Origin of the sequence: Lacticaseibacillus jixianensis, from assembly GCF_003946485.1 — a bacterium.
Classification (GTDB): Bacteria; Bacillota; Bacilli; order Lactobacillales; family Lactobacillaceae; genus Lacticaseibacillus; species Lacticaseibacillus jixianensis.
In genome coordinates this window covers 1-26,685 of record NZ_RHOJ01000033.1, presented here as the reverse complement: position 1 = coordinate 26,685, position 26,685 = coordinate 1, and the positions used below count along the sequence as shown (strand labels likewise).

General features: G+C 59.9%; 22 protein-coding genes, 1 tRNA gene and 1 other RNA gene. 10 read left to right on the top strand and 14 right to left on the bottom strand.

What is annotated here, in order from left to right:
- Positions 1–122: 122 nt before the first annotated feature.
- Positions 123–737 carry a TetR/AcrR family transcriptional regulator gene (locus tag EKM85_RS10600; protein WP_125586733.1) on the bottom strand — a complete coding sequence of 205 codons (615 nt, stop codon included), beginning with the start codon at positions 735–737 and terminating at the stop codon, positions 123–125.
- Between the two features lie 78 nt (positions 738–815).
- The gene (locus tag EKM85_RS10595; protein WP_125586731.1) at positions 816–2,192 is read right to left on the bottom strand and encodes an Nramp family divalent metal transporter; all 1,377 of its coding nucleotides are present in this window, start codon (positions 2,190–2,192) and stop codon (positions 816–818) included.
- A 418-nt stretch (positions 2,193–2,610) separates the two neighbouring features.
- Here EKM85_RS10595 and EKM85_RS10590 point away from each other — a divergent pair, with 418 nt between their 5' ends.
- Positions 2,611–3,891 (top strand): GIY-YIG nuclease family protein, encoded by a 1,281-nt coding sequence (locus EKM85_RS10590; RefSeq protein ID WP_164510754.1) that lies wholly within the window; start codon positions 2,611–2,613, stop codon positions 3,889–3,891.
- 110 nt (positions 3,892–4,001) lie between these two features.
- On the opposite strand, the gene EKM85_RS10585 is transcribed toward EKM85_RS10590, so the two are convergent.
- Positions 4,002–4,073, bottom strand: a tRNA-Glu gene (locus tag EKM85_RS10585).
- Between the two features lie 121 nt (positions 4,074–4,194).
- Here EKM85_RS10585 and EKM85_RS10580 point away from each other — a divergent pair.
- Positions 4,195–4,527, top strand: a complete 333-nt coding sequence (locus EKM85_RS10580; RefSeq protein ID WP_125586727.1) for a DsrE family protein — start codon at positions 4,195–4,197, stop codon at positions 4,525–4,527.
- Between the two features lie 1,100 nt (positions 4,528–5,627).
- Here the strand turns inward: EKM85_RS10580 and EKM85_RS10575 are convergent.
- On the bottom strand, positions 5,628–7,505 hold the full coding sequence (locus EKM85_RS10575) for an OPT/YSL family transporter (protein WP_125586726.1): 1,878 nt from the start codon (positions 7,503–7,505) through the stop codon (positions 5,628–5,630).
- 209 nt (positions 7,506–7,714) lie between these two features.
- Between EKM85_RS10575 and EKM85_RS11670 the strand changes: the two genes are divergently transcribed.
- Complete coding sequence (locus EKM85_RS11670) at positions 7,715–7,846, top strand: hypothetical protein (RefSeq protein WP_263853305.1); 132 nt, start codon at positions 7,715–7,717, stop codon at positions 7,844–7,846.
- A 38-nt stretch (positions 7,847–7,884) separates the two neighbouring features.
- Here EKM85_RS11670 and EKM85_RS10570 read toward each other — a convergent pair whose 3' ends face one another.
- Entirely contained in the window at positions 7,885–8,796 is a 912-nt protein-coding gene (locus EKM85_RS10570; RefSeq protein WP_125586724.1) for a Gfo/Idh/MocA family protein, read from the bottom strand.
- A 160-nt stretch (positions 8,797–8,956) separates the two neighbouring features.
- On the opposite strand from EKM85_RS10570, the gene EKM85_RS11735 reads away from it, so the two are divergent.
- Positions 8,957–10,120, top strand: coding sequence for a DNA/RNA non-specific endonuclease (locus EKM85_RS11735; protein WP_225418988.1), 1,164 nt, complete (start codon positions 8,957–8,959; stop codon positions 10,118–10,120).
- A gap of 184 nt (positions 10,121–10,304) precedes the next feature.
- Positions 10,305–11,771: a DNA/RNA non-specific endonuclease gene (locus tag EKM85_RS10555; RefSeq protein WP_225418987.1), complete on the top strand. Its 1,467-nt coding sequence runs from the start codon at positions 10,305–10,307 to the stop codon at positions 11,769–11,771.
- A 74-nt stretch (positions 11,772–11,845) separates the two neighbouring features.
- Here EKM85_RS10555 and EKM85_RS10550 read toward each other — a convergent pair whose 3' ends face one another.
- From EKM85_RS10550 to EKM85_RS10535, 4 genes are all read right to left on the bottom strand, one after another.
- Entirely contained in the window at positions 11,846–12,136 is a 291-nt protein-coding gene (locus EKM85_RS10550; protein WP_125586719.1) for a type II toxin-antitoxin system RelB/DinJ family antitoxin, read from the bottom strand.
- Between the two features lie 311 nt (positions 12,137–12,447).
- Positions 12,448–13,788 (bottom strand): glucose-6-phosphate isomerase, encoded by a 1,341-nt coding sequence (locus EKM85_RS10545; protein ID WP_125586717.1) that lies wholly within the window; start codon positions 13,786–13,788, stop codon positions 12,448–12,450.
- A gap of 129 nt (positions 13,789–13,917) precedes the next feature.
- Positions 13,918–14,766: a GRP family sugar transporter gene (locus EKM85_RS10540; protein WP_125586715.1), complete on the bottom strand. Its 849-nt coding sequence runs from the start codon at positions 14,764–14,766 to the stop codon at positions 13,918–13,920.
- Between the two features lie 306 nt (positions 14,767–15,072).
- The gene (locus EKM85_RS10535) at positions 15,073–15,681 is read right to left on the bottom strand and encodes a VanZ family protein (protein ID WP_125586713.1); all 609 of its coding nucleotides are present in this window, start codon (positions 15,679–15,681) and stop codon (positions 15,073–15,075) included.
- Positions 15,682–15,822: 141 nt separating this feature from the next.
- Between EKM85_RS10535 and EKM85_RS10530 the strand changes: the two genes are divergently transcribed.
- From EKM85_RS10530 to EKM85_RS10520, 3 genes are all read left to right on the top strand, one after another.
- The gene (locus tag EKM85_RS10530) at positions 15,823–18,105 is read left to right on the top strand and encodes an LTA synthase family protein (RefSeq protein ID WP_125586711.1); all 2,283 of its coding nucleotides are present in this window, start codon (positions 15,823–15,825) and stop codon (positions 18,103–18,105) included.
- A gap of 186 nt (positions 18,106–18,291) precedes the next feature.
- Positions 18,292–19,071 carry an FtsX-like permease family protein gene (locus EKM85_RS10525; protein WP_164510753.1) on the top strand — a complete coding sequence of 260 codons (780 nt, stop codon included), beginning with the start codon at positions 18,292–18,294 and terminating at the stop codon, positions 19,069–19,071.
- 13 nt (positions 19,072–19,084) lie between these two features.
- The gene (locus tag EKM85_RS10520; protein WP_125586708.1) at positions 19,085–19,663 is read left to right on the top strand and encodes a hypothetical protein; all 579 of its coding nucleotides are present in this window, start codon (positions 19,085–19,087) and stop codon (positions 19,661–19,663) included.
- A 243-nt stretch (positions 19,664–19,906) separates the two neighbouring features.
- On the opposite strand, the gene EKM85_RS10515 is transcribed toward EKM85_RS10520, so the two are convergent.
- Positions 19,907–20,749: an aldo/keto reductase gene (locus tag EKM85_RS10515; RefSeq protein WP_125586706.1), complete on the bottom strand. Its 843-nt coding sequence runs from the start codon at positions 20,747–20,749 to the stop codon at positions 19,907–19,909.
- A 145-nt stretch (positions 20,750–20,894) separates the two neighbouring features.
- On the opposite strand from EKM85_RS10515, the gene EKM85_RS10510 reads away from it, so the two are divergent.
- On the top strand, positions 20,895–22,208 hold the full coding sequence (locus EKM85_RS10510; RefSeq protein WP_125586704.1) for a Y-family DNA polymerase: 1,314 nt from the start codon (positions 20,895–20,897) through the stop codon (positions 22,206–22,208).
- A 177-nt stretch (positions 22,209–22,385) separates the two neighbouring features.
- Here EKM85_RS10510 and EKM85_RS10505 read toward each other — a convergent pair whose 3' ends face one another.
- From EKM85_RS10505 to EKM85_RS10490, 4 genes are all read right to left on the bottom strand, one after another.
- Positions 22,386–22,889 carry a hypothetical protein gene (locus EKM85_RS10505; RefSeq protein ID WP_125586702.1) on the bottom strand — a complete coding sequence of 168 codons (504 nt, stop codon included), beginning with the start codon at positions 22,887–22,889 and terminating at the stop codon, positions 22,386–22,388.
- Positions 22,890–23,008: 119 nt separating this feature from the next.
- Positions 23,009–23,443: an ACT domain-containing protein gene (locus EKM85_RS10500; RefSeq protein ID WP_125586701.1), complete on the bottom strand. Its 435-nt coding sequence runs from the start codon at positions 23,441–23,443 to the stop codon at positions 23,009–23,011.
- A 212-nt stretch (positions 23,444–23,655) separates the two neighbouring features.
- Positions 23,656–25,122, bottom strand: a complete 1,467-nt coding sequence (locus EKM85_RS10495) for a sensor histidine kinase (protein ID WP_125586699.1) — start codon at positions 25,120–25,122, stop codon at positions 23,656–23,658.
- Positions 25,119–25,841 carry a response regulator transcription factor gene (locus EKM85_RS10490; RefSeq protein ID WP_125586696.1) on the bottom strand — a complete coding sequence of 241 codons (723 nt, stop codon included), beginning with the start codon at positions 25,839–25,841 and terminating at the stop codon, positions 25,119–25,121. The genes EKM85_RS10495 and EKM85_RS10490 overlap by 4 nt, the downstream gene beginning before the upstream one ends.
- A 114-nt stretch (positions 25,842–25,955) precedes the next feature.
- On the opposite strand from EKM85_RS10490, the gene ssrA reads away from it, so the two are divergent.
- Positions 25,956–26,326, top strand: a transfer-messenger RNA (tmRNA) gene (gene ssrA / locus EKM85_RS10485).
- Positions 26,327–26,685 lie beyond the last annotated feature (359 nt).

The window sequence follows — 26,685 nt, the reverse complement described above, 5'->3', positions numbered from 1 at the left end:
AAGTTAAGGTTAGCAGAGAATGGGCGCTGTGCCCACAAAAAGAAGCCCTGAGATTCCGTATTATTCGGATTCTCAGGACTTTTTCTTTTGGGCGAGAATTATGTCTCGGCCTCTTTGCTTGGCTAGCCGGCGGCCAACTTCAACAGCAGGTGCAAGTCCGTCTGCACCTGGGCGCGGCTGGCCTTGCTGATGCGGCGGTGGTTGCGGATCAGCAGCTCGTCGTACAGCGATTTTTGGAACACCGCGAGCACCACCCGGCTATACGTCTGGCAGTCTGCGGCGGCCAGGGCCGGCAGCTGGGGTTGGACGCGCACCAGCGCGTTGGCCAGCGCCGCCGCGATTTTTTCCAGCAGCTGATCGAGCCAGCCCGACTGCTGCGCCGAAAGCAGGTTGCGTTCGCGGATCGTGATCACGAAAGACTGGTAGCCCGACTCCGTGTTAAACACGTGCCAGACCTGGTCGAAGATGCGCATCAGCCCCGCCTCGATCGCTGCCAGGTCAGTGGCCCCGGCCAGGCTGATGTCAACCTGGGCGAGCCGTTCTGCCACCCCGGCTTGAACGATCGTGTCCAGCAGCTGCTTTTTGCCATGGGGAAAATAATAGTAAAGCAGCCCTTCCGCCATGCCGACCGCGGCGTTGATCTCGCGGGTCGTGGTCGCCTCAAAGCCCTTGGTCGCAAACTTCTCGCGCGCCACCGCGATCAGCTTGGCCCGCTGTGATTCCGCTTCTGTCGTCATCTCGGCACCCCCTTTCAAGTTCAGTATAACTAACTTTCCCTGTTAAGACGCCAAAAGACCCGCAATGGGCCTTTTGGTTTAGAACAAACCGAGCGTCTGCAGGATCAGCCAGCCGTTCAGGCCGATCAGCACGATCGTCGCCGTCCACGCCGCAACGCGGACCCACAGGCGGTTGGCGAACTCCCCCATCAGCGTGCGGTCACTGGTGAATTTGACCAGCGGCACGATGGCAAAGGGGAGCGCCACGCTCAGGAAGACCTGCGAGAAGGTCAGCAGGCCCTCGATCTGCGCCTCGTTGCCGTGGTAGTAAATGGCGAAGATCAGCACCGGCGTCACCGACAACAGCCGCGTCAGCAGGCGCTGCGCCCACATCGGCATTTTCAGATGAATAAAGCCTTCCATGATGACCTGACCGGACAGCGTGCCGGTGATGGTCGAGCTCTGCCCCGACGACAGCAGGGCGACCGCGAACAGCATGGACAGCATCGGGCTGGCGATCGCGCCGACGACCTGCTTGTTGCCCAGCGCGTTGAAGAGATCCACGAACCGACCCACTGAACTTGCGGTCCCGTAGAATAACGCGGCACCGAGGATCAGAAGCAGGGAGTTCACAATGAAGGCAATGAACAGCTGGATGTTTGAATCGATCGTGGAGAAGCGGACCGCTTGGGCCACGTCTTCGCGGTTCTGCCGATCCACTTGGCGGGTCTGGGAAATCGACGACCCCAGGTACAGGTCGTGCGGCATCACCGTCGCCCCCACGATACCGAGGCTCAGGTACAGCATCGACTTGTGGGTCAGAATGCTGGTAACAGGCAGGTAGCCCTCCAGAATGCCGGTCACGCTTGGCTGGGCGAGAAAGACCTCGTAAGCGAAAACCAGAAAGATCACGCCGACCAGCGTCGCGACGATGGCCTCGATCTTGCGGAAGCCCAATTTCATCAGCAGCAGCAAAATGAGGACGTCTGCCGCGGTGATCACGATGCCGACGATCAGCGGAATATTGAAGAGCAGCCTGATGGCGATCGCCGAGCCGATGATCTCAGCCACGTCCGTTGCCATGATTGCAAGTTCGGCGATCACCCACAAAATGAAGCCGACCGGTTTGTTCGTGTGCTCCCGCGTGAGCTGGGCCAGGTCCTTGCCGGTGACGATACCGAGCTTAGCCGCCATCGACTGCAGCAGCATCGCGATCAGACTCGAGATGAGAACGACTGATAATAGCGTGTACCGGAACTGGGCGCCCCCGGCGATCGACGTGATCCAGTTGCCGGGATCCATGTACCCCACCGCGATCAGGACCCCCGGCCCCATGTACGCGCGGAGGGTCTTGAAGAAGCCGGCGTTGTGGGGCACCGCGACCGATCCGTTGACTTCACCTAGGCTGGCCTGGTCCTTTGTTTCATTTTCCGTACTGCTGAACAACTTGTTAGCGCGAGTAAGTTCTGTCGCCATGTGTTCTGCCTCTTTTCTATTGGTTTAGAAATTCGGTCCGGCGCCCTTACTGACTGAGCGCCCGCTCAAATTCATTTGTAATATTACCCCTTCTCAATGGAATTGCAAGAACTTTTTTCGGGTAGGCTAACTTTTTCCTTCGGCTTACTGCGCTTCGGCCAAGGTCGAAAATGACCCGGGGCGAGTGCCACCTTTTCAGGCAGGCCGCTGCGTGGCTTAATTGGCAGTTGTCCTGATCAGCGCGCCGAACCGTGCAGGCCCATCTTAATGTCCCCTCGCAGGCTCGCAACGGAAAACGATTGCCTCAGCATTTTGGCCGCTTCGGTGTGTTGGCCTAATGATATAATTAGGGAAATAGTGGGCCATTTTAATAGCATTAGGCTTGAATATGCCTGGCAAGTCAATTGGAGGAAGAATGATGGCAGACGAGGAGACAACACAATTTGGACACGCCCAGCCGGTCTCGGTGACCGTACACACCAAACGGCGAAGGTTTCGGCGACTAAAGGCATTGCTCTTCTTGTATGTGCTCTTTTGTCCGTGTTACTTCGATTACAAGATCATCCAGTGGGCGACGGTGTACCGCGTGTCTTCTGGCATGGGGCCGATCGATGTCTTTTGGTGCTGGGTGATTGCCCTCGGCTTGACGGCCATCATTGTCGGCATGCTTTATCTTCCCGTCACCAGGCGCGTTCGGCAATATTTGGACAGCCGCGGCGCAGCACCGGGGATTCGGCCCGGCGCTCCCCGCACCAAATTTTCCACCAGACTGAAGCATCGGCTGACGGGCCAGTACCCTCACATCAAGCTTCCGCGCCGCAGCCACAACCGGAACTATTACTTTGCCCTGTCTAATGGCAGCTGCTATTGCGCCTATGCTCAACCCTTTAGCGAACTCGTGGCAACCATGGCCGACGCCGACGCAACCGCCAATCGTGCGCGCGCCGTCATGCGGCCCTGCGAGGACCAGCTGCAAGAAGCCCTTGCCGGCACCATTAAAAATGAAAGCGATCTGCCTTGGCCAAACCTAGTCTGGCGCAATGACAAACGTGCGCTCTCGCTTCAGTTGCCACTGGCGTACCAGTATTTTGGCCTCATGCAGCAGATGGAAGACGAGCTGAAGGTGGTCGTCGAACAAGGCGCCCGGGAAAGTCATCTGCTTGACCAGGTTGAGCCGATTCCCGCCGCGGTTGGCAGCGTCCATGGCATGTACGGTGAAATTGCTGAGGTCGAAGACGGCAACGAGGGCGTTAACCCTGTTGCCGGTAATCACAACGACACGGATCGTAAGTTTGCGCTGAGTGAGGATCACATCGGCGATTACTGGCGCTATGTCCTGCTCATGGCCAACGGTCAGTTTTACGTTGGCGTCACGAACAACCCCCAGCGCCGCTTGAAGGAACATCTGTCTGGCGAGGGCTCCAGTGTCACGCACATCGGCCACCCGATTGGGCTCGCGTCACTTGAGCACTTGGGGAAGCTGACTTACCGCGACTCTGAGCATTACGAAGACGCGAAGACCCTTGCGCTCATGGCCCGCTTTGGCATCGACAATGTGCGCGGCGGCCACTGGGCAATGCCTAAGAATCACGACGTTCTCTTCTTCCTGACCGACCGCCGGCGCGGAATTAAGAGTGAGTTCGACGTTGATGTGCCGGATCTGCTGCGCGGTCTGCGCATTCCGGCGCTGGACGCGTAACCCCTTTTGACGGCCGATACAATATCGCCTTCCTTTCCGTCTATTTTCTTCAAAAAAAGCTCCGAAATACCTTTGGAAAGGCATTTCGGAGCTTTCATTTCTTGTTGTTATCACCCGTACGGGATTCGAACCCGTGTTTCCTGGCTGAGAACCAGGCGTCTTAACCCCTTGACTAACGGGCAATGTCATTTGAGCACGTATATTAGTTTACAGGATTCAGGCTGGTTGTCAACCATTTCCGACCGAAAAGTTCCGGCAATCTAGCCCTGCGCGTTATACTTTTGATAAGGAAGCGAATTAGCCATGAACACAATTTTTCACATTGACGAGTCAGCAAAATGGCCAACCGTCCTGAGCAACGTGCCCAACTACCTTGCCGCGGCCAAAGCGGCTGGGGTCCAAGGCCAAGTGGAGCTGCTGATCAACGGTGCCCCGGTGGTCGACGCTAAAACTGGCAGCGCGATCGACCTTGCGCCCTTGGTCAAGGCTGGCGTAACGGTCGTCGTCTGCCACAACGCGATGGCGAGCCACCACGTCGCGGAAGCAGATCTGCAGCCGGGCCTCACCGTGGTGCCCGCCGGCGTGTTTGAGCTCGCCAAGCGGCAGCATGAGGGGTATGCGTATATCAAGCCGTGACAGGAAAGCGGCTAGTCATTCCGCAAACCCGCCAAGTCTCTGCACCTGACCGAAACGGGCTTCGAGGTCGCAATGTGGGCCTAAACTGGGCGCCGGGTCGACAACGCCCGAGCGCCCAACTACGCCTTAAGCCTCGCCAGCAAAGAGCGCTGGCAATGCCCGGAGCTAGGCTGGCTGTCGGGCTAAGTTCGTCGACCTCTGCGCACCTTACCTAAACGGGCTCCGAGGTCGCAACGGGGGAGCATCCAGCTACGGCCAAGGCCTCGCCGGCAAAAAGCGCCGGCAATGCCTTGGGATATGCTCAGCCTGTAGCCATTTATGGCGTATAGGCTGACACGCGTAGCGGCTGCCCATCCCGCTAAGTGCACGACCTCTGTGCACCTTACCTAAACGGGCTTCGGGTCGACAACGCGGGAGTGTCTAGCTACGCTCAGCGCCTCGAAGCCAAAGAACGGCTTCAATGCGCTGAGCTAGGCTAGCCATCCCGCTAAGTTCGTCGACCTCTGCGCACCTTACCTAATCGGGCGCCGACTTGGCAACGCGGAAGTGATTAGCTACGGTCGCGGCTTCACCTGCTGCGCAGGTAAAGCCACAACCTGGGCTAATCATTCCGCTAAGCCCGCCAAGTCTCTGCACCTTACAAAAAAACGCCGCTGCAACAATTGCAGCGACGCCCTTCCACGCCAAACTGGGTACTATTTCTTTCTAGCGACCATCATGTTTGGGGTGCTTTGGTGACGGCAGGTCCGCCCTGCGCGGTCAAACATTGCGTAAACCCACAATCCGTTGACCGATAGTGCAGCTGCTCCTACTAATACTGTGACCATCTGCGTCATCCTCCTTTTTATTCAAAATTCGGATTCCCCGCGGGCCGATTAACATCGCCGCTCAGGTGCCTAACAGGCCGCCTGAACGCTCCGTGAAGACTCAAATTCAAATTCTTTTATTTGGTATGGTGCTTATTATACACAATATTTACATTGATGCAAATTCAGCCTGGTATTTTTAACCTATTTGTCACAATCAATGAAACCCCTATCACGCTTGCGGTGACAGGGGTTTTCATTAATCAGCTCAAAGGTGGCTTAAAAATAGTCACATTATTCTCTTGCTTTCGCCTTTACAGAAGATTTACGAAGGACGAAGAACATTGCGGCGACCAAGCTGATCAGGAGCACGATGGCCGCCCCGTTGCTAGCGAGGAACCCAGTCGGCGTGCCGTGGGTCACCAGGCCGCTGATGGACAGCAGGATCCCTGTCAGGCCGACGATCGAGCCGCCGGCGATCAGGCCAGAGGAAAGGGACACGCCGTTTTGAACGCGTTCCTGGTTTGCCGGCTTGCCCTTCCCCTCGACGACCTTCCGGACCAGCGCGCCGACCAGAATGATCGCCACGGTGGCCATTGGCAGGTAGAAGCCGATCGCAACCGTCATGATCGGCAGCTTGAGGAAGTGCATCACTAGCCCCATCACCACCCCGATGAAAATGATGGTGAACGGCAGCTCGCCCTTGATGATCCCGGAGGTCAGCGCGGCGATCAGGTTCGCCTGCGGCAGCGCGAACGCGGCGTTGGCGCCGGTGTCAGCCAGCTGGCCGGCCAGGACCACGATCACCCCGACCACGGCGATCACGCCGAGCACGGCGGCCAGCAGGAAGTTGCGCTGCATCTTCGGCCGCTTGGCGCCGACCAGTTCCGTCGCCTTTTGCGTCTGGGAGTAGCCGCCGCCGATGCTGATGGCCGTCACGGCGAAGGTCGCCAGCAACAGCAGCGAGCGCAGGTCGAAGTCAGACGTCCAGCCCATCGCCACGAACAGCACCGTGAGCAGCACCAAGGAGGCGATGGTCATCCCGGAAACAGGCAGGTTGGAGGTGCCGATGGTCCCAGTGAGGTTGGCCGCCACGACCACGAAGACGAACGCCAGGGCCATCGCCAGCCCGCCGCCCAGCAGGCCGATCAGAATGTTGCCGGAGAAAATGCTGCTGAGGACGAACACGGCGAGGATGGCAAAGCCCAGCAGCGCGATGCCGAACATGGACTTCTTTTCCTTGCCGCCGAACGCGACCTTGAGGGAGCGGCCGATGACCGGGATCAGCTTCACCGCGCCGATCAGACCACCGCACAGCATCATGCCGGCGCCGAGGTAGCGGTTGTAGCTGCCGGCAATGCCGTCAAAGCCCAGCGTGTTGACCGCGGTGCCCGCGGCGTTCCAGACCTCGTTGGAGCCGTGCGCCATTTCGGTGAAGTAGCCGATCAGCGGTGCGATCGCGAAGTTGGCCAGCAGCGAGCCCGCGAACATCTGCAGGGCCACCTGCATGCCGACGATGAAGCCGATGCCGGCCAGCAGCGGGTTCACTTCCAGTTCAAACTTCCACTTGAAGTCTTTTGGCCCGTACATGACGAAATGGTTGTTGATCCAGCCGAACATCGAGCCGGTGGCCATGGTGAGCAGGCCGCCGATGCCGAAGCCCGAGGCCATCATTTTCAGTCCCTTGCCACCTTCCGCACTGGCGCGAATGGTTTCAGAGATCGCCATGGCTTCCGGGTACAGCAGGCTGTCCTTGCTGCCGACGATCAGGTGATTCTCCACGATCGAGGCCGTTCCGATCCCGAACAGCACGCCCAGCGTGCCGACCAGCACGGCTTCGAAAAAGCTGATCTGCGCGCCGATCAACAGGATCGCCGGCAGGACGAAGATCATCCCCGAGGCGACGGTTTCGCCCCCGCTGGCCATGCCCTGCATCTGGTTGGTGCCGGCAAAACCCTGCTTGCGGGCGAAGGCCTTGACGACGGCCGAGCCGATGATCGCCCCAGGGATCCCGGCGGCCACGGTCAGTCCGGCCTTCATCCCAGAGTAGGCCGTGGAAGCCGCGAAGAGGAGCGCAAGCAGGATGCCCACGCTCAGGGTGATGGTCGCGCCGACCCGGCTTTGGGGGCGCGCCTTGGCCTGCGTTTTGGGGACGCTAATTGGCTTTTCCATATTGGTGCCTCCTTATCATTATTATAACTGGTTTACTAGGTTTAACTTAAATCTAGCATGTTGGTTCACCCAATTGCACGGATAACGCCCGTTCTAAAATAAAATAAGACCCGCGCCGCTGCGCCGGTCTAATCGGAGTCGCCATCTGCCCGCCAGGCGTGTACACTGAAGGCAGTCAATCACATCTTTTTGCATCAGGAGGTCTCACCATGAAAAAACGTCGCTTCTTGCCCCTCGGCATCCTGACCACCGTGGCCGGCGGTCTCACCCTCGTTTCAGGCGCCATGGCCCTGGCCGTGGGCGTCCTCACGATCAAGGCTGCCGAATCCGGCAAGCACTAGAAAAGCCGCCATTACTGGCGGCTTTTCTAGTGCTGAAGTTAGTGCAGCTGGGCGACCATGTCCGCCAGCAGCTGGTGCGTGATGCGGCTGCTTTCCGGCGCGACCGGGTTGTCCGTCTGGTTGGTCACAGCGTTAATGAACGCCCGCACCAGCGGCGCAAACCCGCGCGTCTCCAGCGTCGGTGCCCAGTCCGGCGCCTGCGTGGTGGTCAGGCCGGCTTCGGTGTAGGCCTCCAGGCGGCTGAGATCCTGCACGCGGTAGACGCCGTGGGTCGTGCTGACGGTCGCTTCCTCCAGGTTCGCGCCGGCGACCATGTTGATGCCGGCCTCAACGCGCATGCCCTGGGCCGCGAAGCTGACGGTCGCCTGCTCGAGGTTGCCGTCCTTATCGGCGTGCATGCTGTAGCGGGCCGTGGGCGCGGCCGGGAAATCAGCCAGCGCGAGCGCGGTGTCCAGCGGGTGGATCAGCAGGTCAAAAATGGCCTCGCCGGCCGGCTGCGGACTGGCCACGCGGTTTTTCACGACCTGGATCACGTTCTTATCCGGCAGCTGGGCCAAATCCGCGATCATCGGGGCAAAGCGGCGGTTAAAGCCCACCGTCAGGAGCTTGCGGTGCTGCGCGGCCAGCAGGTACAGTTCCTGCACGGCCTCCTTGGTCGTCGCCAGCGGTTTGTCCACGTAGACGTTGACGTCGTGTTCGAGAAAATGCTTGACCAGCGCGTAATGCGCCGAGGTGGCCGCATGAATCATCACCGCGTCGAGGTGGAGGTTGTCCAGCGCCGCCAGGTCCGTGCCCGCCGCCGTCAGCCGGTACTGGTTCGCAAGCTTCGTCAGCTTGCTTAAATCGCGCGTATCCAGGTACCACTGCACCTGGTCTTGCATGGTTGCGTAAGTCGGCAGGTACGCCTTTTGGGCGATGCCGCCGAGTCCGATCACGCCAACATTGAGCATGAAATCACCTTTTCATTATTGATAAGTTAACGCTAGCACAGGGCCTTGGTGCGGTCAAAGCCGCCTTCGCCGATTTAATCAATTCATCACCGATTATGCCTCGACCCGCCCCCGTGCGTCGGTCATAATAGGGAGAGACGAATAGAGGAGGAACAACATTTTGGGGGATAAGCACATGCAGCACCGCACCTGGCGCCGGCTGGTCAAAACCGCCGCCGCGCTAACCATTGTCTTTGGCCTAGGCACGACCAGCCTCACCGCCTGCAGCAGCGCGCCGGCACCGGTCAAAACGACGCAGAAAAGCAAGCAGGCAAAGGCCGCAAGCAAGCGCAAGGCGGTAGCCAAGCGCGAAAAAGCCGAAGCGAAGGCGCGTAAGGCCGAAGCAAAGGCGCGCAAAGCCAAGGAAGCCGCCGCCAAAGCGGCTGAAAAGGCCGCCGCCGAAAAGAAGGCAGCTGCTAAGCAGGCCGCGGCCAAACAGGCGCAGGCCGAGCAAAACCTGGCCAGCCTGAAGTACCAAGGCACCCAGACCATCAACATCAATGGTGGGCGGCCCACGTTTACCGCTGCCGACCTCAGCACCCAGCGCGGCACCTGGCAGCGCTTCGCGGACCTCGACTCGTTCAACCGGGCCGTGGACGCCGAAGCCTTGATGAACAAGGCCATGATGCCAACGGCCGAGCGCGAGCCGCTCACCTGGGACCCGACCGGCTGGCACAACAAAAAGCTCAAGAGCGGCTACCTGTACAACCGCAGCCACCTGATCGGCTACCAGCTTACGGGCCAGAACAATAACCCGAAGAACCTGATCACCGGCACGCGCTCCCTGAATTCGCCGGAGATGCTGCGGTTTGAAGACGACATCGCCTACTTCATGAAGACCAATCCCAAAGCTTACGTCCGGTATTCGGTGCGACCCGTCTACCGGGGCAACAACCTTCTGGCTTCGGGCGTGCACATGATGGCCCAGGGCATCGGCGCCAGCGGCCTGAGCTTCAACATCTACATTTTTAACGTTGAAGCCGGCGTCACGATCAACTACGCCGACGGCACCAGCGTCGTCAGCGCCGCCGCCACCTCAGCCGCCGCTCAGCCCGCGTCCGGCCGGGCCAGCACGCCGCGCGCCCCGGCTGCCAGTGCCGCCCACGCGCCAGTCGCCCGCGGCAACATGACCACCGGCACTACCGGCAAGATCGTCGGCAACCGCAACTCGAAGATTTACCACCTGCCCGGCCAGGCTGGCTACCGCATGAATTCGAGCAACGCTGTGTACTTCGCCACCGAGCAGCAAGCCATCGCCGCGGGCTACCGCAAGTCTCAACGCTGATCACGCCAGGCTCTGCAACGTTCTCGTTGCGGAGCCTTTTTTGCTGGATGCCGGAACGGCCGAAAGCGGCAAGTGCCGCAAAGTGGTGCGCGCCCAGACTAGCGCAACCAATCACCGAAATAACTAGACCGCATCCGATTCTAACCGCATAATAGAGACATTCGAATATTGGAGGAGATTCTTCTTGGTAACACACCAATTGCACCACCGCCCCTGGCGCCGAGTCGCTAAGGCGGCAGCCACCCTGGCCCTTGCCCTCGGGATCGGCACGGCCGGCGGCACTGACCTCGCGGCCGCCAGCCCCGTCGCCCAGGTCCAGGCGGCAACGCGCGCCCCACGCGTCCTGACGGCAAGCCAGCGCAAGGCCGCAGCAACTAAAGCGGCGGCAGCGAAAAAAGCCGCGCTAGCCAAGCAGGCCGCGGCAAAGAAGGCCGCGCTAGCCAAGCAAGCGGCGGCGAAGCAGGCAGCAGCAAGAAAAGCTGCGCTAGCCAAGCAAGCGGCGGCAAAGAAGGCAGCAGCAAGAAAAGCCGAGTTAGCCAAGCAAGCGGCGGCAAAGAAGGCAGCAGCAAGAAAAGCCGAGTTAGCCAAGCAAGCAGCAGCGAAACAGGCAGCAGCAAGAAAAGCGGCGTTGGCCAAGCAAGCGGCGGCCAAACAGGCGGCAGCCAGAAAAGCCGCGTTGGCCAAGCAAGCTGCAGCCAAACAGGCCGCGGCAAGAAAAGCAGCGCTAGCCAAGCAAGCAGCAGCAAAGAGGGCCGCGGCAGCCAAAGCCGCCGCGCAGAAACAGGCCAAGGCCGAACAGAGCCTCGCCTACCTGAAGTACCACGGCGCGCAAACCGTCAACGTCAACGGTGGCAAGCCGACCTTCACCACCGCCGACCTCAGCACCAAGCGCGGCAGCTGGCAGCGCTTCGCTAACCTTGACGCGCTCAACCGGGCCGTGGATGCCGAAGCCCTGATGAACAAGGCCATGATGCCAACCGCCAAGCGGCAGGAGCTCACCTGGGATCCCACCGGCTGGCACAACAAGAAGCTCAAAAGCGGCTACCTGTACAACCGCAGCCACCTAATCGGCTACCAGCTCACCGGCCAGAACAACAATCCCAAGAACCTCATCACCGGTACCCGCTCGTTGAACTCGCCGGCGATGCTGCGCTACGAGGACGACATCGCGTACTTCATGAAAAAGAACCCGCGCGCCTACGTTCGTTACTCCGTGCGGCCCCTTTACCAGGGTAAAAACCGACTGGCCGCCGGCGTGCACATGATGGCGCTGGGCGTCGGCGCCCGCGGCGTGAGCTTCAACGTTTACATTTTTAACGTCGAGGCCGGCGTCAAGATCAACTACGCCGACGGGACCAGCGTCGTGAGCGCGGCTGAAACCATCCCGGCCAAGCCCGCCCCCAAGCCAAAGCCGGCGACCAAACCGGCCGCGAAGCCGAAACCCCACAGCACCTCCAAACCCAAGGCGAAACCCGCGCCTGCCCGTGGCAAGACAAACACCGCCGCCACCCGGCGAATCATCGGCAACCGCAAGTCCAAGATCTACCACGTGCCAGGCCAGGCCGGCTACAAAATGAGTTCCAGCAACGCCGTCTACTTCGCCACCGAGCAGCAAGCCCGCGCGGCGGGGTACCGCAGAGCAAAGCGCTAACCCAAAATAACGCCCCGCAGCTTATATTAGTTGCGGGGCGTTATTTGTTCTCATCCTGTCGACTACTATCGAATTCATTTGGTGGTAGTTGACAGTTTGTCCATGGCACGCTGATATGCCTCAAAATCTTTATAATCAGTCATACGCCCGGCGGCCATATCCGCTAGCGCTTGCTCAGTTGCAGCATCTAGTGGGTCAACAGCACTAGGCGTGAATGGTAGCTTATGATCCCGCGCGACTTGGTTAATGTAGATGTTGATACCAGTAGTAAAGTCCATGCCCATCTCAGCAAAGACTTGACGGGCTTCTTCCTTGGTCTGCTTATCTAGACGCAGCGTTGTTGGGGACTTCTCTTTCGTCGCCATGATTATCACCTCAAGAACAATATTATCACGTTATATTTCTAAGCGCATTACATTGGCATTCTATTAGCATCAAGCCTGTCATCCGGGTCAGCCGTCCATACATCCGTACTGTTGGGTCGTATGACATCCCATCGTCCCCCTGCAGGTACAAAAAGTCAGCCGCAAGCTAAACGATGACTTGGCACATCAAAAAAAGCGCCCGCAAAGCGCGCCGCCAGCCACCCGGTCTAAACCGCGTGGCATGCCGGCCCACTTTACGGGCGCCATGTTAATATTCTAGATTAACCGAGGAAACGCCGAAAGCCTTGGGATTACAGGCGGCCGTTCAGTTCCTTGGTCATGTCCTCAAAGCCTGGGCGGCCAAGCAGGGCAAACATGTTCTTCTTGTAAGCTTCAACGCCTGGCTGGTTGAATGGGTTGATCCCGTTCAGGTAGCCGGAAATGGCAACCGCGGCTTCAAAGAAGTAGATCATGTAGCCGAGCGTGTAGGCGTCCTGCTGCGGGATGTTGACGGTCATGACTGGCACGCCGCCATCGGTGTGGGCCAGAACGACGCCTTCGTAGGCCTTGCGGTTAACGAAGGACATCTTCTTGCCCTCAAGGTATTCGAGGCCATCCAGGGAACCTGGCTCTGCCGGGATCTCAACGTCGTGGTTCGGCTTGTCGACCCAAACGACGGTTTCCATCAGGTTGCGGCGGCCTTCTTGGATGTACTGGCCCAATGAGTGCAGGTCAGTGGTGAAGTTGGCGCTTGATGGGTAGATGCCCTTCTGGTCCTTGCCTTCGGATTCGCCCATGAGCTGCTTCCACCATTCGCTGAAGTACTGCAGCGTTGGTTCGTAGTTCTCAAGCAGTTCGGTGGTGTAGCCCTTGCGGTACAAAATGTTGCGCAAAGCGGCGTACTGGTAGGCTTCGTTCTTGCTCAAATCAGCGTCGGAATAGGCTTCACGCCCATCAGCGGCCCCCTTCATCAGCTGGTCGATGTCCCCGCCGGCAACGGCGATCGGCAAAAGACCAACAGCGGACAGCACGGAGTAGCGGCCGCCCAAGTCGTCAGGCACAACGAATTCTTCGTAGCCCTCGGCGTCGGATTCGGACTTCAAAGCCCCTTTGGCGCGGTCGGTGGTGGCGTAGATGCGGCCCTTGGCGCCGTCCTTGCCGTACTTGGCGATCAGCTTGGCCTTCAGCACGCGGAATGCGATGGAAGGTTCGGTGGTGGTCCCGGACTTGCTGATGACGTTCAGCGAGAAGTCGCGGTCGCCGATCATGTCGATCAGGTCGGAAAGGTAAGAACCAGAGATGGAGTTGCCGGCAAAGTAAACTTCTGGCAGCTTGCGGCCTGGTTCGTAGTTGCGGAACGTGTGTGACAGGAAATCCACGGCCATGCGGGCACCGAGGTAGGAGCCGCCAATGCCAATGGCAACGAAGACTTCAGAGTCGCCTTGGATCTTCTTGGCAGCGGCCTTGATGCGAGCAAATTCATCCTTGTCGTAGTTGACAGGCAGGTCCAAGAACCCGCGGAAGTCGTTACCGGCACCGGTGCCTTCGCGCAGTTCTTTGTCTGCGGCGGTCACCATTGCCTGCATCTCGCCAAGTTCATTTTCGTGAACAAACTTAGAGAGCTTTGATGAATCAAATGAAATGTGAGCCATTATGATATGTTCCTCCTATTCGTCTTTAACATAGACCACTTTAAGCAACGCCGACGCAAAAAGCAAGAAAGCGGCTACCAAAAGTAAAAAGTCCTGCGCAGGTAACAACCCATTGCAGAACCGGATCCCCTATTTCATGAGGCCTAAAATAACGCCCCCGGCGATGATCAAAAGCGACCCCCAGGTGATCCAGGTCATTTCCTTGTGCGTCTTGCGTTCGCCCAGCAGGAAGACCGAGCCAAACGTGGAGATCACGATCCCCATCTGCGCCAGGGAGTACGCGACGGCCAGGCCAACTTGGGCCATGGCCATCAGCATGAACACGTTCCCGGTGCCCCAAAGCAGGCCGGTAACGACGTTCTTGGCGGTCGCCTTGGCAAACGCGTGGTGGCCGATGGAGAACAAGAGCGCGCCGATCACCATGCCGACCGCTTGCGGCAACACAACGGCGGTGGCGCCAAGGACGGCCGCCTTCACGACGATGGTGTAGCCGGCATAGCCGACCGTGGAGATGATCAGCGTGCGGATGCCGGCGCCGTAATTCGTGACGCCAGGCTCGTTGGTTTTTTCGCGGCGGGACGTCAGCATCGCGCCGGCGATCAGGGCGAACAACGCGAGCAGGCCGAGGACGACCGCCTTGGTGGTCTGCCACTCGGCAAACAGCAGCGCGCCGGCCAGGGTGTTGGCGACTAGCTGCATGCCGGTGGACATCGGCACGGTCAAGGAGACCCCGATGTATTTCATCGCCTGGAACTGCTGGCTTTGCCCGAGGCTCCAGAACAAGCCGGACAAAATGCCGAACAACCAGACGCGCGCGTCCAGGGTGGGCTGAGCGATCAGGTAGGTGCCAATGCCAAAGACTAAGGCCCCGAACGTCATCCCCAGCGTCTGCTGGTAAGCATTGCCCCCGAGCTTGCCGCTGACTAAGCCGATGGATCCCCAAGCGATGGCGGGGATCAGCGCGATAATAATTCCCATGAGTCGTCTCCTTATCGGTTGAATACAGACTAAAAAGTGAAAGTCACAAGTAAATAGTTTATCGTGAGTTCGTTTTCCAAACAACCCTGCAGGCCGCACCAGCCGCGCGGGCAAGCGGTTTCTGAAGCCGGTTGCAACAGTCGCTGGCACCCGGACAAAGCGGTGAAACCACTGCTTTTCTTTCGGCCCCGCTGCTAGTATACGCGCCGCGGGAAAGTTTTTTTCAAAAAGCGGCTTATTTCTGACTTACTTTCAGTTACTAGAAAATTTCAGCACTCTTTTCAGAAAAAAACGGTCCCCGCCCGGTCAGCGCTTGGGCCGACCGAACAGGAACCGGTAAAGAAAGTAACCGATGAGGCCGCCGAGGGCGTTGAACAGCACGTCGTCGATGTCGGCGACCCCGGTGTACAGGAGAAACTGCAGCGACTCGATGACCACCGACAGCAGCGCCGCCCGCCACAGCACCCCCGCCGCCCCGATCCGGCGCCGGCACTGCGTTGGCAGCATGAACCCAAACGGCAGGAACCAGACCACATTGCCCAGCGACTGGTACCACAGGTCGACCGGGCTGCCGAACCGCAGCTTGAAGGTGTTGACCAGCGGCGTCAGGTTAATGTCACTCACCGGGCGGTCCAGGTGCAGCGTCCACTGCCACGGCAGGTAGTGGTTGCGAAACACGGTGAGCATCAGCAGCATCAGCAGGTAGCCGGTGAACAGCACCCACCGCACCTCACCGCGCAGGCGCGGCCGCTGGTGGCGCAGGCGCAGGTACGCCCAGCGCAGCACCAAGGCGATCAGCAGGTAGAACAAGGTCTTGTCGAGGCTGTAGATGATCAGCTGCACCAAGGGCCAGTGGTTGATGTGCCCGGCCAGCTTGGCCTCTGCATATTGATATAACGGGCCCAGAAAGATCATGGCAGCCTCCAATTTATTTTCTACTATTAATTGTAGCAATGACCCCCAGCGGCTCTCAGAGCAGCCCGAGGGTTTAAGTCATTCTTATAAATGCGGCGCCGGCCGGGTTCTGGTTTGCCCCGCCTCGCTCAGACAGGTACAATGACAACGACTATTTTTGTAAGGAGGCGCACCGTGAAGAACCTGCTCACTCGGCTTAAAACGACCAGGATCGGCTTTCTGGCGATCCTGCTGGCCCTTCTGTGGGCGAAAACCGAATTTGCCTACTTCGTCGACTTTACGCTCGGCGCCACCGGTGTGCTGCAGCAGCTCCTGCTGGTCATCAACCCGCTGGGGATCTCTGCCCTCCTGCTGGGGCTCGCCCTGTACGTGAAAAAGCCGAAGCGGGCCTATACCACTGCCATCATCATCTACCTCCTGCTCAACTTGCTGCTGTTCGCCAACGTGCTCTACTACCGCGAGTTCACGGATTTTCTCACCGTGCAGACCGTACTGGGCGTCTCCAAGGTCGCCCAGGGGCTGGGCACCAGCTCGCTGAACATGATGACCCCGCGCGACGTGGTTTACTGGCTGGACGTACTGGCGGCGCTGTTAGTGGCGCTCGGCTTTGCGCTGGTCAACCTCTGGCGCTACATCCATCACGCGCCGCTCAAGTGGCCGCACTTCGGCTTGACGCTGGACCGCCGGCCGGTCCGGTACCACCTGCCGCAGATGGTGTCGCTGCTGGCCATCGCGCTGTTTGGGGTCACCATGGCAATCAGCGAGCTCAACCGCCCGCAGCTGCTCACCCGCAACTTTGACCACAACTACACGGTCAAGTACCTGGGCCTGGTGCCGTTCACGATTTACGACGGCTACCAAACCGCGCGCAACAACCAGGTCCGAGCCACCGCCGACAGCGCCGACATGGCCAAGATCCTGCAGTACACCAAGCACCACTACGCCGCGCCGAACGTCAGCTACTACGGCGCCGCCAAGGGCAAGAACGTCATCATCATCCACCTGGAATCGTTCCAGCAGTTTTTGCTGGGCCAAAAGGTCGACGGCCAGGAGGTCACCCCGTTTCTGAACTCCCTGATCAAGCAGAAAGACACGCTGAGCTTTGACAACTTCTACCACCAGGTGGGCATCGGCAAGACGTCCGACGCCGAGAACATGCTGGAAACCAGCACGTTTGGCCTGTCGTCCGGCTCGCTGTTCACCGCTCTCGGCACGGACAACACCTTCCAGGGCGCCCCGAGCCTGCTGGAGCAGTATGCCGGCTACACCACCGCCGTTTTTCACGGGGGCCTAGGCACCTTCTGGAACCGCAACAACGTCTACAAGAGCCTCGGCTACAACTATTTCTTCGACGGCACGTTCTACAACCACGACGCCGACGCGCAAACCGCGTACGGGATCAAGGACAAGCTGATGTTCGGCGAGTCGATCAAGTACATGGAGCACCTCCAGCAGCCGTTCTACGCCAAGATCATCACCACCACCAACCATTTTCCGTTCTTCATCACGGATGAGGACTCAGACTTTCCCGAGGCCGACACCGACGACGCCTACATCAAGGGGTACTTCCGCACGGCGCACTACCTGGACCAGGCGCTGGCCGAGTTCTTCGCCTACCTCAAGAGCTCCGGGCTCGAGCAGCACTCGATGGTCATGCTGTACGGCGACCACTTCGGCCTGTCCGACGACCGCAACCAGAACCTGGCGAGCCTGCTGACGAGCACTGATAATCCGACCGCCGCCAAGCTCACGCACAACGCGACGGCCGGCGACTGGAACGCCTTTGACAACACCCAGCTGCAGCGGGTGCCGCTGATCTTCCACATGCCTGGCCTGAAGGGCGGCGTCAACCACACGTACGGCGGCGAGATCGACGTGCTGCCGACGCTGGAACACCTGCTGGGCGTTTCGACGCACCACTTCGTGCAGTTCGGGACGGACCTGCTGGCCGCGCAGCACGACACCACGGTGATCTTCCGCAACCACGACTTTGTCACGCCGAACTACACCGTCTTAAGCGACAAGGTCTACGACAATAAAACGGGCGAGCCGGTGGTCCCGGACCAGGCCGAGGCGGCTCAGCTGGCCCTCAAGCAAAAGCACGTCACCCAGGCGCTGGCGCTGTCCGACCTGCTGGCCAACAAGAACCTGCTGCGCTTCTACGTGCCAAAGGGCTACACCCCGGTCAACCCGACCACCAAGAACTTCACCCAAAGCCTGGCCCAGATGCGCCACGTCGAAAACCAGGCGGGCAAGCGCTCCACCTCGGTGTTCAGCGAACACCAGGACCGCTCGACGGTGGCCCAGTTCCACACCGACGCGCCGGAAGTGGCCAACAATCCGGACATCCTGACCACCTACCCGGCCAAGATCAAGGACCAGCTGGCCGGCAAGGTCAAGGCCGAGGCAAGCAGCCAAAAGTAAAACCAGGAGGATCATGGCATTTGCCGTGGTCCTTTTTTGGTGCGCCACTGCCGCTCGGGCAACCTTGCGCCCGCGCTAGGCGCCATGCCCTGCATCGAAACGGCGGGCGCACCGCTTTTTTCGCGGCCGCTTCACACTTTATTCAAAAGTCCCCGCTATACTTGCCCAGTAAAGGTGGTGAAGAGCATGCGGTTCATGGAACGAGTCGTCAGCGCGATCCGGTATCACAAGCGGTGGTACCTGCTGGAAGCGGCCGCTGTGCTGGTGTTCCTGCTGGCCAGCCTGGCGCTGTGGACCCTGCGCCAAGCCACCAGTGACATGCATCAGGGCTTTCTGGCGCGGCTGCGCCTGCTGACGCCCAGCGGAGCGCAGGCCGGGCCCGTCGCCGCGGCGGTCAACAACAGCTACGCAGCGGTCGACCAGCACTTCGCCATCGCCTGGTTGATCCTCGTCGCCGCGGCGCTGCTGCTCAGCCTGACGTTTGGCTGGTGGTCCGCTCACCGGCGCCGCAGCGAGTCCGAGGCGTACCTGATGCTCGGCAAGCGCCCGTGGGCCATCGCTGGTCAGTACGTCACGGAAAGCCTGCTGACCTTCGCCGCCGCCTGCCTGCTCACCCTGCTGCTCGTCTTGCTCGTGGGGGCGCAGGCCAACCGCCTGCTGCACGACCAGGCCAGCGCCGCCTTGAGCGCCGAGCTGGGCCGCCGCATCAGCACGTCCTCTTTGACGCAAAGTATGCAAACCCTGTTCAGCCATAAACTCATCGAATTCGCCGGCCCGGGCCTGTTTTTCCCCGGCCCGCCAGACGCCTCGCACCTGCTCTTCCCGCTGGCCGGCACCCTGCCCACGATCCTGGGCGGCGCGCTGGCGCTGGCAGTGGGCGCGGGCCTGGCCGCCTACCTGCAGCTCAGTCAGCTGCGGCGCCGCTTGCTGCGCAGCCAGGCGCTAGTTCGTGATCACCAGTCGTAAAGGAGCGAACTCGATGACCCTTTTCCATTCGCAAATGAGTCGTGATTTTAAAACGCGCGTGTTCGGCCTGTTTCCGGCCGGTACGCTCAGCTTCATCGCCGTCGCGGCGGCGACGCGCACCCAAGCGTTCCAGGACTACGCGCAGGCCTTCTTGACCAGCGGCTGCGAAAAGGCCGTGGCGCTGATCAACGAGCAGGACCCCGGCATCGTGCCTTACCTGACCGTCCGGGCCAACCTGCTGATCAATACCCGCGAGAACAGCTTGGCCAACCTGCCGCCGGTGTTCCGCGAAGACGTCAGCTTCCTGCAGCGCACCGCCGACCACCTGACGCCGACCGAAAGCCTGTACGTCCAGTTCTTCCGCGGCGTGCTCAGCCAGCGCCCGGTGATCCTCGCCAACGGTCTGCCCGCCGGCATGACCCCGACCGAAACACGCGCCTTCTTGAGCGTGGCGACCAGCACGCTGGCCGGCACCCAGACGCGGCTGGTGGTGTTCACGCCGGATCAGAGCCTGCTTGCCGCCCACCCGGAAACCAGCTTCACCACCGTGCCGCCGCTGACTGCAGACAGCGCGCACCAGGCCGAGGCCTAACCTGATTTTCTTCCCAAAAGCAAACGCCTATGAGGCTGAGACACAAAGCGGTTTTAGTCCAAAACGCAAGCGTCCCAGCATTACGATTCGTACTTCGAATCGCGATGCTGGGGCGTTTGCGTGTCTGGGCGTTGCTTTGTGGAACGCGACTAGGGGTAATTTGTCTTACTCACATAGGCGTTTTAATGTCTCCATGAGCGGCGCGGTGATTGCTTGCGGGCGCCACTGGCGCTTCAGCCTGCGCTAGTACCGGTTGTTGTCTTCCCCCGGCGCGGTGTCTTCCAGCGCGTCCAGCACCTGCATGTCGGCTTCACTGATGGTGAAGTCCAGCTGGGTGTTGGCCTCAATGTGCGCCGGGCTGACCGCCTTGGGCAGCGGCAGGAGCCCTTTTTGCAGGACGTAGCGCAGCGCGACCTGGGCGACGCCGACGTGGTAGTGGTCGGCCACCGCCTGCACGGCCGCGTTGTTCAGCAAGAAACCGGTGGCCAGCGGCGAGAAGGCCTCGACCAGCAGCCCGTTGGCCTTGGCGCACTGCACGTTGTCGTCTTCGGTGAAGCCGATGTAGTACTGCAGCTGCAGCGCCATCGGCTTGATCGTGCAGTGGGCGTACAGGTCCTCCTGGTCGCGGACGTTGAAGTTCGAGATGCCGATGGCGTGGACCTTTTTGCTCTTATAAAAGCCTTCCATCTGCTGCCAAACGACCCGGTTCTGCTCGCGGTAATCCCCGCCAAAGTCGTCCCACGGCCACGGCGCGTGGATCAGGTACATGTCGATGTAGCCCAGGTTCAGCCGGCTCATGGACTCCTCAAACGCCTCCTGCGCCGCTTCGGCCGTCTTGGCCCCCGCCGGCAGCTTGGACGTCACAAAGATCTGGTCGCGCGGAATGCCGGAATCGCGGATCGCCTTGCCGACGCTTTCCTCGTTGCCGTAGCCGTGCGCCGTATCGATGTGCCGATAGCCCTGCCGCAGCGCCTCGGCGACGGCGTTGTACGCCGCCTCACCGTTCGGGATCTGCCAGGTGCCAAAGCCCACCTGGGGGATCTTGACGCCGTTTGGCAGCGTGTAAGTCTCAGTTAAAACCGCCATGTGATCACCTCAATAAATTATTTAATTACTCCCGTCAGTATACCACGCCCCGCCTGGCCCGCGCCGGCTTTGACCGGTGGCCGGCCGCACCCCGCGCTTGCCATCGGGAACATGTGTTCGTATAATGGTGATAGAGGTGATCACCATGAAGGAGCTGCCACTTTACCAGCACGAACCGCACGGCGTGTTTTTCCTGATCGACAACAAGTCCTTCTACGCGTCCGTCGAGGCGACCGCGCGCGGCTGGGACCCGCTTCAAGTCGCGCTGGTCGTGATGTCCGAGCAGCCCAACACCAACGGCGGGCTGATACTGGCAACCTCACCGCGCGCCAAGCAGGAATTCGGGCTGAAGGCCAACGTCAGCCGCCAGCGTGACCTGCCCGACGACCCCGACTTGATCGTCGTGCCGCCGCGCATGAACCTGTACATCAAGCGCAACCTGCAGATCAACGACATCTTCCGCCGCTTCGTTCCCGACAGCGACCTGTGGCCCTACTCGATCGACGAATCGATCCTGGACGTGACCCACTCCTGGAAGCTGTTCGGCGATACCCCGCGCCAGGTCGCCCGCCGCATTCAAAAAACGGTGTACGACGAGCTGGGCCTGTACACCACCGTCGGCATCGGGGAAAATCCCGTGCAGGCCAAGATCGCCTTGGACATCTACGCCAAGCACGAGCCCAGCTTCATCGGCACCATCACGTACGCCACCGTGCCGGAGAAGCTCTGGTCGATCAAGGACCTGACTGCGGTTTGGAGCATCGCCGACCGCACCGCCGCCCACCTCAACCGGCTGGGGATCCACACCATCGACGAGCTGGCCCACGCCAACCCGTACCTGCTGGAGCAGGAAATGGGCATCATGGGCCAGCAGCTGTTCGCCCTGGCCTGGGGGATCGACCGCACACAGCTGGCTGAGCGCGTGCCGACAAAGGCCCCGAGCATCGGCAACTCCCAGGTGCTGCCGCGCGACTACGCGATCCAAGGCGAGATCGAGCTGGTGATCAAGGAGATCGGCGAGCAGGTCGCCGCCCGCCTGCGCCACCACCGCAAGAAGGCCGGCAGCATCAGCCTGAGCATCGGCTTCTCCTTTGCCAGCGCAGAGGCGACCGGCCGCTCGGGCTTCAGCCACACCACCCGACTTTTGCCGACCAACCGCAACGACGAGCTGAACGAGGCGCTGATCATGCTGTTTCGGCGCTACTGGCAAGGCGAGGTGATCCGCAACGTGGCCGTCTACACGGGCCGCCTGGCGCCGGACACCGGCGAGCAGCTCGACCTGCTCACCCCCGTCGACGAGCAGGTGCGCGCCACGGACCTGGCCCGCACCGTCGACGAGCTGCGGCGCAAGTTCGGCTTCACGGCCATCGTTTACGCCAAAAGCAAGCTGCGCGGCGGCACGGCGATCCAGCGCGCCAGCCTGGTCGGCGGCCACAACGGCGGCAACAGCTACGAATGAGGCGCGCAATGGCGCTGCGGCCTTGCTTTTCCGCCGCGCCACCGCACCTCACCGTGCGCCAGTCAACGTGCACCACGGCAATCAAAAGGATCCCGGCACCACGATTCGGTTTTGGCGAGTCGTGGTGCTGGGATCCTTTTGTCAAATGCTTTAGCCGCGTAAGCGCAGCCGACTTGGTTACAGCGAGAAATGATAACTCTGATCGTCCGCCAGGCTCATCACCGTGGCCACGTCCAGGCCGTACTGCTCGCTGACCTGGTGGAGCAGGTAGTCGCGCAGCTCGTCGTGGAAAAAGCCGTCCACGGCCTCGTCAAACGCCGGCCACCAGTGCGCGCCGTGCTGGTGGGCGATGACGGTTTCGTTGTACAGCTGCCGCAGCACCTGCCGGCCGGACAGGTCGATGCGGACCTTAAGCACCCGCTTGACCCCGTTGGCCGTCACGTGCAGCGTGGCGTGGTGGAACCGCATAAACCATAGTCCCAGCAGCAGACCCGCGCAGACCAGCGGCACCCCGAGCAGGGCCGCCAGCAAAAGCGGCAGCGCCACCCCCAGCGCCCCCACCATCGTGGTCCCAGCGGCGATCACGGAGACAAGTACGATCAGCCCGACCAACAATAACGCCGGGAGCACAATGATCAGCGCGAGCAGCACCCCGATAAACACTTTTACGATCCGAGTCATGGCCAGATCCCCCCAAAGGACTGCACAGAATGGACAAAGGGGGCCACACTCAAAACCCGCGATTGTACTTGCAAATTAGAATATACCTCATTAAATTCACTTGCAAGTCTAATTTGCAGTCACTCCACCGAGATCAGCGTCACGTCGGTCACCCCGTGGGACTTCTTAAGGGCCGCCAGCAGGCTGTCCAGCGTGCCAGTGAGGCTGCTGATGTCAAACGAGATCACAACGCTGGCCCAATCATGGATCGGAATGTTCTGGTTGATCGTGATGATCGACGCATCGGCCCCGGACAAGGTCGTCAGCACCTCCGACAGGATCCCGCGGTCGTGGTGCAGCATCAGCGAGATCACCGCCTTGCGCTGGGCCAGCCCGGCATCGGGCAGAAAGACGTAATCCTTGTACTTATAGTAGGTCCCCCGCGAGATCCCGACCTGCTTAACCGCCTCGGATACCTGGCGCACCTGGCCGTTTTCGATCATCGTCCGCGCGGCGATCACCTTCTCCACCACATCGGGGAGGATCGAACTATCGACGATATAGTATTTTTCCACAACGCACCCTCGATTCCCTATCAAATAGCCTCATTGTATCACGAAGCGTGAACAGGTGAACGAAAAACCCGTTCAATAACAAAAGCGCCTCGGCAGCGCGATTCGGTTTGGGAATCGCAGTGCAAAGACGCTTGGGAAGCGCGAAGCAAAGACGCTTGGGGCCTGGGGCGGCGCTTGAGGAACCGCGGCGAGGCAATTGGGGCTTGCTCCTGTTAGGCCGTGTGCGTGATCGGTGCCTGCTTGGGCGCGGTTTCCGCGTCCGGGAAAGTCATCGTGAACGTCGTGCCCACACCTTCCTTGGAGGTCACGTCAATGGTGCCGCCGTGCAGCGTGACCAGCTGGTGGACGATGGCCAGGCCAAGGCCCGATTCACCGTACTTCGTGTTCTTGCGGGACGGGTCCGCCTTGTAGTAACGCTCCCAGATGTTTTGCACCTGGTCCTTCGTCATCCCGATGCCGGTGTCGGCCACGCTCAGCTCCGTCTGGTGGTAGCCGGTCTTGGCCGCGATGGTGATGGTGCCGTTTTGCGTGAACTGAATCGCGTTTTGGATCACGTTGACCATCACCTGCACGAAGCGGTCGCGGTCCGCGTAGACCAGCACGGCCGGGCTCACCTTCAAAATCAGCTGGTCCTTGGCGTCCTCCGCCTTCTGCTTGAGCTGCACGGTGATGTCGCCCAGCGCCTCGGCCGCGTTGAAGGTCTGCTTCTTCAGCAGGATCTGGTTGGTGCGGATCTTCTCGTAGTCCAGGTTCTCGTTGACCAGCCGGATCAGCCGGTTGGTCTCGCTGCGCATCAGTTGGATCGACTCCCCCTTGCTTTCCTCGGGGATCGCGTCGTACGCCAGCCCTTCCAGCAGCCCATTGATCGTCGTCAGCGGCGTGCGCATCTCGTGCGCCGCGTCGGCCATGAACTGCCGGCGCCGCTCCTCCTGGCGGTGGATCTCCGCCTGGCTGTCGCGCAACGAGCCGACCATGTCCTGAAAATCATCGGCCAAGGCCGCCACTTCGTCATGGGTCTTGCTGTTGAGCTTCACATCGACGTCGTAGTTGCCTTCCGCGACCTGGTGGGTGACCTGCCGCAGCCGGTTGATCCGGTTGACCTGATAGCGCGCCAGCAGGTAGCTCAACACGATGGCGGCCAAAAGCGACAGCAGAAACGCGATGAACAGGTTGTACTCTGTTTGGCGCAGCGAGCTTTGAATGTTATCCACCGGGGCAAACGCCGCGATCACGAACAACAGCTTGCCCGACAGAAAAACGGGCTTGTAGTAGATGGTCATGCTTTGCGCCTTGCCGTTGCGCGGATTGCGCGTCAGCTCGGGCAGCGCGACCGCCGTGCCCTTTTTCAGCTCCGTCCAGTACTTGCTCGCGATCGCCGTGGCGCCGCCGTCCGCCACCTGCTGGGGGTAGCGCACGGTATTGGTCGCGTCGTAGATCAGGAAGTGGACGTTCTGTTTCTTCAGGATCTCTTCGGAATGCGTGATGAACTCCGTGTTGATCAGGTAGGTGTTCGGGTCCACCGCGTGGTCCTTCAAAACGTCCGTGTACTCTTCCAGCTGGTTGAAGCTGTTTTGCCACACGGTGTTCGAGGTCGAGCGAATGAACATGACGGAAATAATCGCCATCGCCACGATCAGCACGCCAAAGAAGGCGAGCATCTGTTGATAGAGCAGTTTCACTGATTCAACCCGGAGTCGTCAAACTTGTACCCGACTCCCCAGACCGTCTGGATGATCTGCGGTCCGACCTTCTCGATCTTCTGGCGCAGCTTCTTGATGTGGGCATCGACCGTGCGCTCGTCGCCGTAGTACTCATAGTCCCACACCAGCTGCAGCAGCTGCTCGCGGGAGAAGACCTGCTTGGGGTTGCCCGCCAGCGTGTGCAGCAGATCGAATTCCTTCGGCGTCAGCCCGGCGATCTCCTCACCGTCCAGGTAGGCCTCGCGCGTCTTAGTGCTCAGCTTGAAGTGGTCCGTGACCACGTCGAAGTCCCCGGCCGGCGCCGCGGTAGGTTCGGCCGCCTGCTCGACGGTCTCCGCCCGCCGGTGCAGCGCCTTGATGCGCGCCACCAGCGTGATCGGTGAAAACGGCTTGGTCACGTAATCGTCTGCGCCCAGCTCCAGGCCCAGCACCTGGTCGCTTTCGGAATCGCGGGCCGTCAGCATGATCAGCGGCACCGTCTTGGACAGCTTGCGGATCTCCTGGGCGACCTCCATCCCGTCCATCTTCGGCAGATTCAGGTCCAGCGTGATGATGTCGAACGACTCTGGCGCCGCCTTGAACATCGCCAGGCCCGACTCACCGTCATAGGCGTTGGCGACTTCCCACTGCTCTTTTTTAAAAAACATATCCATCATCTGAGCAACGCTCTCGTTATCTTCAATCATCAAGATTTTCATTTCATAGCCTCTTCGAATTATTCGTTCACTCTACAATTATAAATCCAGCGTAGCACGCTGCGGCCATTTTTGACAAAGGTTTTAGGTGCGTGCTATGCTTTAGGTTGCAATTAGGGGGACGTAATGGTCTCGACATTGGTCGTTTCGCCAGTGGTGCACTCCGGAGGCTCGGCTCCGTCATCAACGGAACACAGTTTTTAACTGCAAACAACAATGAATCATCTTACGCTCTGGCTGCCTAACAACAACCTTTAGCGTGATCCTCCCGGTGTCGCACTAGCGCCGGATCTGGGTCTCAATCAATAGTGCTACGGGTCGCCCTCCCACCTGAAGGCGCGGTCAAGAGATAATCAGGTTAGCATTGCGCCGTTAGCCCTGCGCGTCGGCGCTCGCGCAATGCGAAATCCCAAGTAGGCGCACTATGAGTGTAGAGCTGTTGGTAGGAAGGCTGATGGACACGGGTTCGATTCCCGTCGTCTCCAGAAAGTACCTTTTCATACGTTTCGATGCGTCCCGGAACGCCGGTATAACGGCATTCTGGGATTTTTTGTTGCCGTATTTTGGAGCAGTTTGAAAACAAATTGCCCCATTTTTGCCACATTCGCTAAAACGAATGGATGCTCTAGGTGCTCACTAACAATAACAAGCATGAGCTTAAAATATGATATTTCTGTGGCGAATTAAGCAACAAATTTCTAGCGCTGCTGGCTTTTCGCGGACCCCCATTTTAGCTGGTCACTAGCTAAAGTGCTGGGGTTTATTTTTCTGACGAATTGTCAAATCAAGTGCAACTTTTTACCTAGGTAGACTTCAGCTGGTGTCTTCCAGCCCAAGACCTTGCGTG

Coding starts and splice junctions, on each gene's coding strand:
- EKM85_RS10600 (WP_125586733.1), bottom strand. CDS start 737: ATGACGACAGAAGCGGAATCACAGCGGGCCAAGCTGATCGCGGTGGCG.
- EKM85_RS10595 (WP_125586731.1), bottom strand. CDS start 2,192: ATGGCGACAGAACTTACTCGCGCTAACAAGTTGTTCAGCAGTACGGAA.
- EKM85_RS10590 (WP_164510754.1), top strand. CDS start 2,611: ATGGCAGACGAGGAGACAACACAATTTGGACACGCCCAGCCGGTCTCG.
- EKM85_RS10580 (WP_125586727.1), top strand. CDS start 4,195: ATGAACACAATTTTTCACATTGACGAGTCAGCAAAATGGCCAACCGTC.
- EKM85_RS10575 (WP_125586726.1), bottom strand. CDS start 7,505: ATGGAAAAGCCAATTAGCGTCCCCAAAACGCAGGCCAAGGCGCGCCCC.
- EKM85_RS11670 (WP_263853305.1), top strand. CDS start 7,715: ATGAAAAAACGTCGCTTCTTGCCCCTCGGCATCCTGACCACCGTGGCC.
- EKM85_RS10570 (WP_125586724.1), bottom strand. CDS start 8,796: ATGCTCAATGTTGGCGTGATCGGACTCGGCGGCATCGCCCAAAAGGCG.
- EKM85_RS10550 (WP_125586719.1), bottom strand. CDS start 12,136: ATGGCGACGAAAGAGAAGTCCCCAACAACGCTGCGTCTAGATAAGCAG.
- EKM85_RS10545 (WP_125586717.1), bottom strand. CDS start 13,788: ATGGCTCACATTTCATTTGATTCATCAAAGCTCTCTAAGTTTGTTCAC.
- EKM85_RS10540 (WP_125586715.1), bottom strand. CDS start 14,766: ATGGGAATTATTATCGCGCTGATCCCCGCCATCGCTTGGGGATCCATC.
- EKM85_RS10535 (WP_125586713.1), bottom strand. CDS start 15,681: ATGATCTTTCTGGGCCCGTTATATCAATATGCAGAGGCCAAGCTGGCC.
- EKM85_RS10530 (WP_125586711.1), top strand. CDS start 15,823: ATGACAACGACTATTTTTGTAAGGAGGCGCACCGTGAAGAACCTGCTC.
- EKM85_RS10525 (WP_164510753.1), top strand. CDS start 18,292: ATGCGGTTCATGGAACGAGTCGTCAGCGCGATCCGGTATCACAAGCGG.
- EKM85_RS10520 (WP_125586708.1), top strand. CDS start 19,085: ATGACCCTTTTCCATTCGCAAATGAGTCGTGATTTTAAAACGCGCGTG.
- EKM85_RS10515 (WP_125586706.1), bottom strand. CDS start 20,749: ATGGCGGTTTTAACTGAGACTTACACGCTGCCAAACGGCGTCAAGATC.
- EKM85_RS10510 (WP_125586704.1), top strand. CDS start 20,895: ATGAAGGAGCTGCCACTTTACCAGCACGAACCGCACGGCGTGTTTTTC.
- EKM85_RS10505 (WP_125586702.1), bottom strand. CDS start 22,889: ATGACTCGGATCGTAAAAGTGTTTATCGGGGTGCTGCTCGCGCTGATC.
- EKM85_RS10490 (WP_125586696.1), bottom strand. CDS start 25,841: ATGAAAATCTTGATGATTGAAGATAACGAGAGCGTTGCTCAGATGATG.